At 71.1% G+C, this 12,290-nt stretch carries 10 protein-coding genes; 8 read left to right on the plus strand and 2 right to left on the minus strand.

The genetic code is table 11. The annotated features are described in order from the left end of the window. From secD to KS423_RS24085, 4 genes are all read left to right on the plus strand, one after another. Nucleotides 1-1,185 (plus strand): protein translocase subunit SecD (secD, locus tag KS423_RS24070; protein WP_224281756.1); only part of this gene is annotated, 1,185 nt, incomplete at its 5' end. Nucleotides 1,186-1,189: 4 nt separating this feature from the next. Continuing rightward, nucleotides 1,190-2,284, plus strand: coding sequence for a protein translocase subunit SecF (gene secF / locus KS423_RS24075; protein ID WP_224281758.1), 1,095 nt, complete (start codon nucleotides 1,190-1,192; stop codon nucleotides 2,282-2,284). A 45-nt stretch (nucleotides 2,285-2,329) separates the two neighbouring features. After that, nucleotides 2,330-2,881 (plus strand): adenine phosphoribosyltransferase, encoded by a 552-nt coding sequence (locus tag KS423_RS24080; RefSeq protein ID WP_224281760.1) that lies wholly within the window; start codon nucleotides 2,330-2,332, stop codon nucleotides 2,879-2,881. Nucleotides 2,882-2,977: 96 nt separating this feature from the next. Then, complete coding sequence (locus KS423_RS24085; RefSeq protein ID WP_374120015.1) at nucleotides 2,978-5,488, plus strand: bifunctional (p)ppGpp synthetase/guanosine-3',5'-bis(diphosphate) 3'-pyrophosphohydrolase; 2,511 nt, start codon at nucleotides 2,978-2,980, stop codon at nucleotides 5,486-5,488. An 85-nt stretch (nucleotides 5,489-5,573) separates the two neighbouring features. On the opposite strand, the gene KS423_RS24090 is transcribed toward KS423_RS24085, so the two are convergent. Next, nucleotides 5,574-6,803 (minus strand): DUF349 domain-containing protein, encoded by a 1,230-nt coding sequence (locus tag KS423_RS24090; protein WP_224281761.1) that lies wholly within the window; start codon nucleotides 6,801-6,803, stop codon nucleotides 5,574-5,576. A 265-nt stretch (nucleotides 6,804-7,068) separates the two neighbouring features. Further along, nucleotides 7,069-7,911 (minus strand): peptidylprolyl isomerase, encoded by an 843-nt coding sequence (locus KS423_RS24095; RefSeq protein ID WP_224281763.1) that lies wholly within the window; start codon nucleotides 7,909-7,911, stop codon nucleotides 7,069-7,071. A gap of 249 nt (nucleotides 7,912-8,160) precedes the next feature. Between KS423_RS24095 and KS423_RS24100 the strand changes: the two genes are divergently transcribed. From KS423_RS24100 to KS423_RS24115, 4 genes are all read left to right on the plus strand, one after another. Next, nucleotides 8,161-8,868 (plus strand): MBL fold metallo-hydrolase, encoded by a 708-nt coding sequence (locus tag KS423_RS24100; RefSeq protein WP_074002379.1) that lies wholly within the window; start codon nucleotides 8,161-8,163, stop codon nucleotides 8,866-8,868. An 11-nt stretch (nucleotides 8,869-8,879) separates the two neighbouring features. Next, the gene (hisS, locus tag KS423_RS24105) at nucleotides 8,880-10,142 is read left to right on the plus strand and encodes a histidine--tRNA ligase (protein WP_224281764.1); all 1,263 of its coding nucleotides are present in this window, start codon (nucleotides 8,880-8,882) and stop codon (nucleotides 10,140-10,142) included. Beyond that, entirely contained in the window at nucleotides 10,139-11,929 is a 1,791-nt protein-coding gene (gene aspS / locus KS423_RS24110; protein WP_224281765.1) for an aspartate--tRNA ligase, read from the plus strand. The genes hisS and aspS overlap by 4 nt, the downstream gene beginning before the upstream one ends. 155 nt (nucleotides 11,930-12,084) lie before the next feature. After that, nucleotides 12,085-12,290, plus strand: a 206-nt coding sequence (locus KS423_RS24115) for a GNAT family N-acetyltransferase (RefSeq protein WP_374120016.1), incomplete at its 3' end; no start/stop codon positions are given.

A 12,290-nucleotide genomic window follows, 5' to 3' on the forward strand; every position in this document is an offset into this window, starting at 1 on the left:
ACCGGCGCCCCGAGCGCCCCGGCCACCCCGCCGAGCGCCGCCGACCTCAGCGCCGCGATGACCCAGGGCACCGTGCCGCCGGAGCTGGCCTCCGCGTTCGCCGCCCTGGACTGCTCCAAGCCCGAGGTCCGCGCCGCCCAGACTGGCGCCGACGACAAGCCCGTCGTCGCCTGCTCCCAGAAGGCCGAGAAGGGCTACTACGAGAAGCTGGCCCTCGGCCCCGTGGCCGTGAAGGGCTCGGACGTCGAGAAGGCCCAGGCCGGCATCGACACCCAGACCGGCGCGGGCTGGCAGGTCCAGCTCCAGTTCAACGGCGCCGGCACCGACGCCTTCTCGAAGATCACCGGCCAGCTGGCCACCCAGACCCCGCCGACCAACCAGTTCGCCATCGTGCTGGACAACCAGGTCGTCTCCCACCCGCAGGTCAACGGCCCGATCCCGGGCGGCAGCGCGGTCATCACCGGCCAGTTCAAGCAGACCGAGGCGCAGGACCTCGCCAACGTGCTGGGCTACGGCGCCCTGCCGCTGGAGTTCAGCAAGAGCGACATCACCACCGTCTCCCCGGCGCTCGGCAGCGACCAGCTCAAGGCCGGTCTGGTTGCCGGCGCGATCGGCATGATCCTGGTGGTCGCCTACTCGCTGGTCTACTACCGCGGCCTCGGCCTGGTCTCGATCGCCGGTCTGCTCGTCTCGGCGGCCCTGACCTACTCGATCATGAGCCTGCTCGGCAGTGCGATCGGCTTCGCGCTGAACCTGCCGGCGGTCTGTGGTGCGATCGTCGCGATCGGTATCACCGCCGACTCCTTCATCGTGTACTTCGAGCGCATCCGCGACGAGGTCCGCGAGGGCGCCCCGCTGCGCCCGGCGGTCCAGCGGGCCTGGCCGCGCGCCCGGCGCACCATCCTGGTCTCGGACTTCGTGTCCTTCCTCTGTGCCGCCGTGCTCTACGTGGTCTCGGTCGGCAAGGTCCAGGGCTTCGCGTTCACCCTGGGTCTGACCACGGCGCTCGACGTCGTGGTGATCTTCCTCTTCACCAAGCCGCTGATCACGCTGCTGGCCCGCCGGAAGTTCTTCCTGAACGGTCACCCGTGGTCCGGCCTGGACCCGAAGCGGCTGGGCGCCCGCCCGCCGCTGCGCAGCAGCCGTCGCCGTAGCCCCTCCTCTGCCGCCGTGAAGGAGGCCTGACACCGTGTCACGCTTCTCCAACCTGGGCCACCGGCTCTACCAGGGCGAAGTCAGCTTCGACTTCGTCGGTCGCCGCAAGCTCTGGTACTCCATCTCCGGCGTGATCGTGCTGGTCGCGGCGATCGGCCTGACCATGGGCCTGCACCTGGGCATCGAGTTCAAGGGCGGCTCGGTCTACACCGTGGCCAAGCCGGGGCTGACGGTCTCCCAGGCGCAGGACACCGCGAACGGGGTCGTCTCCTCGCACCCGCTGGTCCAGTCGACCGAAAACGGCAAGATCCGCATCCAGGTCAGCACCGAGGAGCCGAAGAGCTCGGACGAGATCCGCTCCGAGCTCTCGCAGAAGCTCGGCGTGCCGCTGGACACCGTCGAGGCCCAGGTGATCGGCCCCAGCTGGGGCAAGCAGATCTCCCAGAAGGCGCTCACCGGTCTGATCGTCTTCATGATCCTGGTGACGGTCTACCTGGCGATCGCCTTCGAGTGGCGGATGGCGGTGTCCGCCCTGGTCGCCCTCATCCACGACCTCCTGATCACCATCGGCGTGTACGCCCTGGTGGGCTTCGAGGTCACCCCGGGTACGGTGATCGGCTTCCTGACCATCCTCGGTTACTCGCTCTACGACACGGTCGTCGTCTTCGACACCGTGAAGGAGAACACCAAGGGGATCACCAAGCAGAACAAGCTCACCTACAGCGAGGCGGCCAACGCGGGCCTCAACCAGACCCTGGTGCGCTCGCTCAACACCACCGTGGTGGCGCTGCTGCCGGTCGCCGCGCTGCTGTTCATCGGTGGCGGCATCCTGGGCGCCGGCACCCTGAACGACATCTCGCTCGCGCTGTTCATCGGTCTCGCGGCCGGTGCCTACTCCTCGATCTGCGTCGCCACCCCGCTGCTGGCGCAGCTCAAGGAGGAGCAGCCGGAGATGAAGGCGCTGCGCAAGCGGGTCCTGCAGCACCGGGCCGCCAAGGCCGAGGCGGCGGACGCCGTCGCGGTGGACGGGGAGCCGACGGGCGAGGAGCAGCCTGCGGGTATGGTCGGACAGCGCGGCCGGTCGGCCGGCACCACCCGTGCCAAGGGCCGTCCGTCCACCAAGCGCTGACCCCGGCCGCGACCCCGAGGCCCCACCACCGTGAAGGACAGAACCGTGACCACCGCCGACACCGCACTGGCCGAGCTGCTGAACAGCCGGATCCGGGACGTCCCGGACTACCCGAAGCCGGGTGTGCTGTTCAAGGACATCGCGCCGCTGCTCGCCGACGCCGAAGCCTTCGGCGCCCTCACCCGGGCGCTGGCGGACCGGGCCGCGGAGCTGGGTGCGACCAAGGTGGTGGGCCTGGAGGCGCGCGGCTTCGTGCTGGCGGCCCCGGCGGCCTTCGCGGCCGGGCTCGGCTTCGTGCCGATCCGCAAGCAGGGCAAGCTGCCCGGCGAGGTGTTCCGGCGTTCGTACGAGCTGGAGTACGGCTCGGCGACGCTGGAGGTGCAGTGCGACGCCTTCGCGCCCGGTGAGCGGGTGCTGGTGGTGGACGACGTGCTGGCCACCGGTGGCACCATCGGCGCCTCGCTGGACCTGGTGAAGGAGGCCGGGGCCCAGCTGGTGGGCGTCGTGGTGCTGATGGAGCTGGGCTTCCTGGACGGCCGCGAGCGGTTGGCCGGGCACCTCGACGGCGCTCCGCTGGAGACGCTGGTCACGATCTGAGGGACCTGTCGGGAGGACGGCGGTCGGAACATCCGACCGCCGTCCTCCTGTTTCGTGGCCCGGCCGGATGAACACCCCGGCGCCCGGCTCGGTACCATGAAGACTCATCCCCTCCCGGTTGTTCCCGACCGTTCGGGCCTCGGCAGGGGTCGGCCCCGGTGCCCCGAGGAGTTGTCCTTGCCCGACGAGGTTGTGCCCACGGCCGCAGCGGCCACCCCCGAAAACCGTCCCACGCCCTCGGGGGCCACCCCGGCACGCCCGGCGCCGACCTCCTCGCGCTCGCTCGGCCCCTCCGGCCGCGGTTCCACCGGCGGCATGCGGGCCCGGCTGGCCCGTCTGGGGGGCCAGCGCTCCAGCGTGCTCAACCCCGTCCTGGAGCCGCTGTTCCGTTCGATCCGGGCCAACGACCCCAAGGCCGACCCGGCACTGCTGCGCGACATCGAGCGCGCGTACGCGGTGGCCGAGAAGTGGCACCGCGGGCAGAAGCGCAAGAGCGGCGACCCGTACATCACCCACCCGCTGGCCGTCGCGACGATCCTGGCCGAGCTCGGGATGGACGCCCCGACCCTGATGGCCGGGCTGCTGCACGACACCGTCGAGGACACCGACTACGGCCTGGAGACCCTGCGCAAGGAGTTCGGCGACTCGGTGGCGCTGCTGGTGGACGGCGTCACCAAGCTGGACCGGGTCAAGTTCGGCGAGGCCGCGCAGGCCGAGACCGTCCGCAAGATGGTCGTGGCGATGGCCAAGGACCCGCGGGTCCTGGTGATCAAGCTGGCCGACCGCCTGCACAACATGCGCACGATGCGCTACCTCAAGCGGGAGAAGCAGGAGAAGAAGGCCCGCGAGACGCTGGAGATCTACGCCCCGCTGGCGCACCGGCTGGGCATGAACACCATCAAGTGGGAGCTGGAGGACCTCGCCTTCGCGATCCTCTACCCCAAGATGTACGACGAGATCGTCCGGCTGGTCGCCGAGCGCGCCCCCAAGCGGGACGAGTACCTGGCGACCGTCATCGACCAGGTCCAGGCGGACCTGCGCGGGGCCCGGATCACCGCCTCCGTCACCGGCCGGCCGAAGCACTACTACTCGGTCTACCAGAAGATGATCGTCCGGGGCCGGGACTTCGCCGAGATCTACGACCTGGTGGGCATCCGGGTCCTGGTCGACACCGTCCGTGACTGCTACGCGGCACTGGGCACCATCCACGCGCGGTGGAACCCGGTGCCGGGGCGGTTCAAGGACTACATCGCGATGCCCAAGTTCAACATGTACCAGTCGCTGCACACCACGGTGATCGGTCCCGGGGGCAAGCCGGTCGAGCTGCAGATCCGCACCTTCGACATGCACCGGCGGGCCGAGTACGGCATCGCCGCGCACTGGAAGTACAAGCAGCGCGCGGTGGCCGGGGCGTCCAAGGTCCGCACCGACACCCCGACCCAGGTCCGCAAGGACGACAAGGCCGGCGCCGTCAACGAGATGGCCTGGCTGCGGCAGCTGCTGGACTGGCAGAAGGAGACCGCCGACCCGGGCGAGTTCCTGGAGTCGCTCCGCTTCGACCTGGCCAGCAACGAGGTCTTCGTCTTCACCCCCAAGGGCGACGTGATAGCCCTGCCGGCCGGGGCGACCCCGGTCGACTTCGCCTTCGCGGTGCACACCGAGGTCGGCTACCGGACGATAGGCGCCAGGGTCAACGGGCGGCTGGTGCCGCTGGAGTCGACCCTGGAGAACGGCGACACCGTCGAGGTGTTCACCTCCAAGGCGGAGAACGCCGGCCCGTCCCGGGACTGGCTGGGCTTCGTCAAGTCGCCGCGCGCCCGCAACAAGATCCGCGCCTGGTTCTCCAAGGAGCGCCGCGAGGAGGCGATCGAGCACGGCAAGGAGGCGATCGTCCGGGCGATGCGCAAGCAGGGCCTGCCGATCCAGCGGATCCTGACCGGCGACTCGCTGGTCACCCTGGCCCACGAGATGCGCTACCCCGACATCTCCTCGCTCTACGCCGCGATCGGCGAGGGCCACGTCGCCGCGCCGAACATCGTGCAGAAGCTGGTCCAGGCGCTCGGTGGCGAGGAGGGCGCGACCGAGGACCTGGCGGAGACCGCCACCCCGACCCACGACAACCGCCGCGCGGTGCGCCGCCGGGCCAAGGGCGACCCGGGCGTGATCGTCAAGGGCGTCGAGGACGTCTGGGTCAAGCTGTCCCGCTGCTGCACCCCGGTGCCGGGCGACCCGATCGTCGGCTTCGTGACCCGCGGAAACGGCGTGTCGGTGCACCGCGCCGACTGCGTCAACGTGGAGGCGCTGAGCCAGCAGCCGGAACGCATGATCGACGTCGAGTGGGCGGCCACCCAGTCCTCGGTCTTCCTGGTGGCCATCCAGGTCGAGGCGCTGGACCGTTCCCGGCTGCTCTCGGACGTCACCCGGGTGCTCTCCGACCAGCACGTCAACATCCTGTCGGCGGCGGTGCAGACCTCCCGGGACCGGGTGGCGATGAGCCGCTTCACCTTCGAGATGGGTGACCCGAAGCACCTGGGCCACGTGCTCAAGGCGGTGCGCGGCGTCGAGGGCGTGTACGACGTCTACCGCGTCACCTCCGCCCGCAAGTAGGCGGCGCCCTCCGCCCGGAAGCAGCAGCGACGAAGGCCCCCGGGAGCGATCCCGGGGGCCTTCGTCGTTCAGGGCGTCAGGACGGTCAGCCGCTGAACTCCTCCTGGCTCTTGTGCGCCTGCTCCAGCAGGGTCTGCACGCCGGCCAGCTCGGACTCCAGCTTGGCCGCCCTGGAGGCGTTGCCGGCCGCGCGGGCCTTGTCCAGGTCGGCCTGGATCTTGTCGGCCTTCGCCTGGAACAGGCCCACCATGCCGGCCGCGCGGGCCTTGGCCTCCGGGTTGGAGCGCTTCCACTCGGCGTCCTCGGCCTCGCGGATGGCCCGCTCGACCGCGTTCAGCCGGCCGTCCAGCTTCGGACGGACCTCGCGCGGCACGTGCCCGATCGCCTCCCAGCGCTCGTTGACCTCGCGCAGCGCGGCCTTGGCGGCCTTGAGGTCGGTGATCGGCAGGATCGCCTCGGCCTCGGTGGCCAGCGCCTCCTTGAGCTTCTGGTTGGCCACCTGCTCGGCGTCCCGCTCGCTGAACACCGCGGAGCGGGCCTGGAAGAAGACGTCCTGGGCGCCGCGGAACCGCGCCCACAGCTCGTCCTCGATGTCCCGCTGGGCCCGGCCGGCGGCCTTCCAGCGCGCCATCAGGTCGCGGTAGGCGGCCGCGGTGCTGCCCCACTCCGTGGACGAGGACAGCGCCTCGGCCTCGGCGACCAGCGCCTCCTTGGTCTGCCGGGCCTTGTCGCGCTCGGCGTCCAGGGTGGCGAAGTGCGCCTTGCGGTGCTTGGAGAAGACCGAGCGGGCGTGCGAGAAGCGGTGCCACAGCTCGTCGTCGCTCTTGCGGTCCAGCCGCGGCAGGCCCTTCCAGGTGTCCACCAGGGCGCGCAGCCGGTCCCCGGCCTCCCGCCACTGGGTGGACTCGGCGAGCTTCTCGGCCTCGGCGACCAGGGCCTCCTTGGCCCCACGGGCCTCGTCCTGGGCCTTGGCGCGGGCGGCCTTGCGCTCCTCGCGCCGGCTCTCGATCTCGCCGGCGAGCGTGTCCAGCCGCTTCGCCAGGGACTCCAGGTCGCCGACCGCGTGCCCCTCGACCACCTGGGCGCGCAGGTGCTCCAGCGCGGTCTGGGCGTCCTTGGCGGCCAGGTCGGTGGTGCGCACCCGCTTCTCCAGCAGGCCGATCTCCACCTCGATGCCCTGGTACTTGCGCTCGAAGTAGGCGAGGGCCTCCTCGGGCGAGCCGGCCTGCCAGGAACCGACGACGCGTTCACCGTCGGCCGTCCTGACGTAGACCGTGCCCTGCTCGTCCACACGGCCCCACGGGTCGCTGCTCATAGCGCGTCCTCCACATGACGTCGCGCCCGCGCCGGGGCGGCGCGCGTCCGTCGTCCACAGTTGATGTGCGACGGACCGAAAGAGTCCGCCGTCCCCGTCCGCCGTGCCTTGCTGCCGAGGGTGACGGCTAGGCGGGTCCGGGCACCCTATACAACGCCAACATAGGCGACCAGGACCGGTGCTGTCCGCATCCGGGCCGGGCGATTTCGGTCCGGGGCCGTTCGGGAGCGGCGCGCAGGCCACTCACAGACGGCCCCGGAGTCGGTCAACCCTTCGCCACCGTAACGGAGTTGAAGGTGACGTCGGCCATCGGGTGGCCGTCCGACGAGCCCTCCAGGGTGCCCGCGGCGGCGATCTTCTGCACCACGTCCAGGCCACCGGTGACCTTGCCGAAGGGGGTGTAGTTCGGCGGCAGCTTGGTGTCCTTGTAGACCAGGAAGAACTGGCTGCCGTTGGTGCCCGGGCCGGAGTTGGCCATCGCCACGGTGCCGGCCGGGTAGGTCGCGCCGCTCAGGTTCTCGTCCGCGAACTTGTAGCCGGGGCCGCCGGAGCCGCCCGGGACGGTCGCGCTGGCCGTCGGGTCGCCGCACTGGAGCACGTAGATGCCGTCGGTGGTGAGGCGGTGGCACTTGGTGTGGTCGAAGTACTGCTCGCCGGCCAGGAACGCGAAGGAGTTCACGGTGTGCGGGGCCTTGGCCGCGTCCAGGGCGATCGTCACCTTGCCGCAGGTGCTGTCCAGCGTCATGGCGTACGAACCGCTCGGGTCGATCGTCATGGGCGGCTCGGCCTGCCACTGCTTGCCGTTGGGCGCGCCCGGCGCCGGGGCGGCGCAGCCCTCGACCGGCTTGCGGGTCGGGGTGGTCGGCTCCCCGGCGTCGGTCGGCACGGCGCTCTTCGCGGCCGAGGCCTTCTTGTCGCCCTTGTCGTCCGAGCTGAACGCGCCGGTGGCGATCAGGGTGCCACCGCCGGCCAGCAGCACGACGGCGAGCGAGGCGCCCAGGATCGTGTTGCGCCGCCTGCGCGCGGCCTGGGCCGCGACCCGGCGCTCCAACTGGCGCTCGTACTTCTCTCGGGCGAGCTGCCGCCGCCGCTGTTCGCTGCTGACCACCGGCCGTGTCTCCTACGGATGTGCGGGAAAAGTGGATGGATTCCGGAGCGGATCATCGCATCCCTCGGCGGCCAAGTGTAGGGACCGGGCCTGTAAGAACACGGTGAACCTGCCGGGCCGCGGCGCCCCGTCACCCCTGTCTGGTTCGCAACCGGACCCGCGGCGCCGGTAGGCTGCACCTACATCACCACTGGCAGCATCACCACTGGCAGCCGCCGCAGCCGACCGCCGCACACCCGAAGGACGCGCGTGTTCATCGCCGGATTCCCCGCTGGAGCCTGGGGCACCAACTGCTACCTGGTCGCTCCGGCGGCGGGCGAGGAGTGCGTCATCGTCGATCCGGGCCACCAGGCGGCCCGCGGCGTCGAGGAAATGGTCCGCGAGCACCGGCTGAAGCCCGTCGCCGTGCTGCTCACCCACGGCCACATCGACCACGTGGCCTCGGTGGTCCCGGTCTGCGGCGCCCGCGGCGTCCCGGCCTGGATCCACCCCGAGGACCGGTACATGATGTCCGACCCGGAGAAGGCGCTCGGCCGCTCCCTGGGCACCCAGCTGATGGGCGAGCTCACCGTCGGCGAGCCCGACGACGTGCGCGAGCTCACCGACGGCAGCGTGCTGGAGCTGGCCGGCCTGAAGCTCACCGTGGACCACGCCCCGGGCCATACCGGGGGGTCGGTGACCTTCCGGACGCCCGGTGCCGAGGACCTCCCCCCGGTGCTCTTCTCGGGCGACCTGCTGTTCGCCGGCTCCATAGGGCGTACCGACCTCCCGGGCGGGGACAGCGAGGCGATCATGAACTCGCTGGCCCGGGTGTGCCTGCCCCTCGACGACTCCACCGTGGTCCTCTCCGGCCACGGCGGTCAGACCACCATCGGCCGCGAGCGCGCCACCAACCCCTACCTCCGACAGGCAGCAGGGGCGGCGGGCGCCCCGGCTTTCCCGCGACGAGGAATGTGACGGAAGAGAAGTTGAGCACCTTCACCGCCCCCAAGGGCACCTACGACCTGCTGCCCCCCGGCTCCGCGACCTTCCTGGCGATCCGCGACCGGCTCTCCGAGCCGTCCCGCCGGGCCGGTTACGGATACATCGAGACCCCGGTCTTCGAGGACGTGAAGCTGTTCTCCCGCGGCGTCGGCGAGTCCACCGACATCGTCACCAAGGAGATGTACACCCTCACCACCAAGGGCGGCGACGAGCTCGCGCTGCGCCCCGAGGGCACCGCGCCGGTGCTGCGCGCCGCCCTCCAGGCCAACCTGCACAAGCAGGGCAACCTGCCGGTCAAGCTCTGGTACTCCGCCTCGTACTACCGCTACGAGCGTGCCCAGAAGGGCCGCTACCGCCAGTTCTCCCAGGTCGGTGCCGAGGCGATCGGGGCCGAGGACCCGGCGCTGGACGCCGAGCTGATCATCCTGGCCGACGACGCGTTCCGCTCGCTCGGCGTGCGGAACTACTCGCTGCTGCTCAACAGCCTCGGCGACAAGCAGTGCCGCCCGGTCTACCGCGCCGCCCTGATCGAGTTCCTGGCCGGCCTGGACCTGGACGAGGACACCCGTCGCCGCGCCGAGATCAACCCGCTGCGCGTCCTCGACGACAAGCGCGAGTCGGTGCAGGCCCAGCTGGTCGACGCCCCGATGCTGCGCGACTACCTGTGCGAGGACTGCAAGGCGTACGACGAGAAGGTCCGCGAGCTGCTCACCGCGGCGGGCGTGGACTTCGTGGACGACCCCAAGCTGGTGCGCGGCCTGGACTACTACACCCGCACCACCTTCGAGTTCGTGCACAACGGCCTCGGCGCCCAGTCCGCGATCGGCGGCGGCGGCCGCTACGACGGCCTGTCCGAGATGATCGGCGGCCCGGCGCTGCCGTCCGTCGGCTGGGCGCTCGGCGTGGACCGCACCTACCTCGCGATGGAGGCCGAGGGGGTCACCCTCGACCTTCCGGCCGCCACCTCCGTCTACGCCGTCGCGCTCGGCGAGGAGGCCAAGAACATCCTGTTCGCCAAGGTGATCGAGCTGCGCCGGGCCGGCGTGGCCACCGACCTCGCCTTCGGCGTCAAGAGCATCAAGAACGCCATGAAGTCCGCCGACCGGTCCGGCGCCCGCTTCGCCCTGATCGCCGGGGACCGGGACCTCGCCGAGGGCGTCGTCCAGCTCAAGGAACTGAGCACCGGCGAGCAGACCCCAGTCGCCCTCGACGCACTCGTCACCACCCTGAAGGAGAAGCAGCTGTGATCCGCACGCACGACGCGGGCACGCTCCGCCCGGAGCACGCAGGCACCACCGTCACCCTGGCCGGCTGGGTCGCCCGCCGCCGCGACCACGGCGGCGTCGCCTTCATCGACCTGCGCGACGCCTCCGGCACCGTGCAGATCGTGGTCCGCGACCTCGACTCGGTGCACGGCCTGCGCGCCGAGTACTGCGTCAAGGTCGTCGGCGACGTCCGGGTCCGCCCCGAGGGCAACGAGAACCCGGACATCCCGACCGGTGCGGTCGAGGTCGTCGTCAGCGGGATCGAGGTGCTCTCCGAGGCCGCCCCGCTGCCCTTCCCGGTCGCCGAGTACGAGCCGGGCACGGTCAACGAGGAGGTCCGGCTGCGCTACCGCTACCTGGACCTGCGCCGCGAGGGCCCGGCCAAGGGCCTGCGGCTGCGCTCCAAGGTCAACAACATCATCCGCCGGGTGATGGAGGAGAACGACTTCCTCGACATCGAGACGCCGTACCTCACCCGCTCCACCCCCGAGGGCGCCCGCGACTTCCTGGTCCCGGTCCGCCTCCAGCCCGGCCACTGGTACGCCCTGCCGCAGTCGCCCCAGCTGTTCAAGCAGCTGCTGATGGTGGCCGGCATGGAGCGCTACTACCAGATCGCCCGCTGCTTCCGCGACGAGGACTTCCGCGCCGACCGGCAGCCGGAGTTCACCCAGCTGGACATCGAGGCCTCGTTCGTCGACCAGGAGGACATCCTGGCCCTCGGCGAGAAGATCGTCGGTGCCATCTGGCGCGAGGTGCACGGCTACGAGATCCCCGACCCGCTGCCGCGGATGACCTACGCGGACGCCATGGGCCGCTACGGCTCGGACAAGCCGGACGTCCGCTTCGGCCAGGAACTCACCGACCTGACCGAGTACTTCAAGGGCACCGACTTCCGCGTCTTCCAGGCCCCGTACGTCGGCGCCGTGGTCATGCCCGGCGGCGCTTCGCAGCCGCGCAAGCAGCTGGACGCCTGGCAGGACTGGGCCAAGGCGCGCGGCGCCAAGGGCCTGGCGTACGTCCTCATCGACGCCGAGACCGGCGAGCTGCGCGGCCCGGTCGCCAAGAACCTCTCCGAGGAGCACCTGGCCGGCCTCGCCGCCGCCGCGGGCGCCAAGAACGGCGACGCGATCTTCTTCGCGGCCGGCAAGGAGCGCGCCTCGCAGGAGCTGCTCGGCGCCGCCCGTCTGGAGATCGGCCGCCGCTGCGAGCTGATCGACGAGTCCAAGTGGGCCTTCCTCTGGGTCGTCGACTTCCCGATGTTCGAGCCGATCGAGGACGACAAGGGCCAGTTCCAGGGCTGGCACGCGGTGCACCACCCGTTCACCGCCCCGACCGCGGAGTCGCTGGCCACCTTCGACACCGACCCGGGCTCGGCGCTGTCCAACGCCTACGACCTGGTCCTCAACGGCTCGGAGCTGGGCGGCGGTTCGATCCGTATCCACCAGCGCGACGTGCAGAAGCGGGCGTTCGACGCGATCGGCCTCTCCGAGGAGGAGGCGGCCTCGCAGTTCGGCTTCCTGCTGGACGCCTTCAACTACGGCCCGCCGCCGCACGGCGGTGTCGCCTTCGGGCTGGACCGGATCGTCACCCTGCTGGGCGGGTACGACACCATCCGGGACGTCATCGCCTTCCCGAAGACGTCCACCGGCGGCGACCCGCTGACCGGCGCCCCGACCCCGATCACCCCGGCGCAGCGCCGCGAGGCCGGCGTGGACGCCCAGCCCAAGGTCCGCGAGGACGCCAAGGGCGAGGCTCAGCCCAAGTCCTGACGCTGCGTCATCCGCTAACCTGCAACGGCCCCGGACGGCCCACCTGCCGTCCGGGGCCGGTCCACAACGGTGTGCGACACAGGGAGGGTTGACTCATGAAGGTCACAACGAGAGTCGAATGTCCGCAGGACGCCCCGGCGACCAGACGCGTCCACATGGCCGCGTTCCCCGGTCCGGACGAGGCGGACCTGGTGGACGCGCTGCGCCGCGACCCGGCCTGGCTGCCCGGCCTGTCCGTGGTCGCGATCGACGAGGCGGGGCTGGTGATCGGGCACGCACTGCTGACCCGGCTGCGGGTCGGCGGCGGCAAGGGGCTGGCGCTCGCGCCGGTCGCGGTGGCGCCCGAGTGGCAGCGCCGGGG

Origin of the sequence: Streptomyces sp. LS1784, from assembly GCF_020103755.1 — a bacterium.
Lineage (GTDB): Bacteria > Actinomycetota > Actinomycetes > Streptomycetales > Streptomycetaceae > Kitasatospora.

What these genes read in the sequence shown, in the direction of transcription:
- KS423_RS24085 (WP_374120015.1), top strand. Translation starts at nt 2,978, where the DNA reads ATGAAGACTCATCCCCTCCCGGTTGTTCCCGACCGTTCGGGCCTCGGC.
- KS423_RS24090 (WP_224281761.1), bottom strand. Translation starts at nt 6,803, where the DNA reads ATGAGCAGCGACCCGTGGGGCCGTGTGGACGAGCAGGGCACGGTCTAC.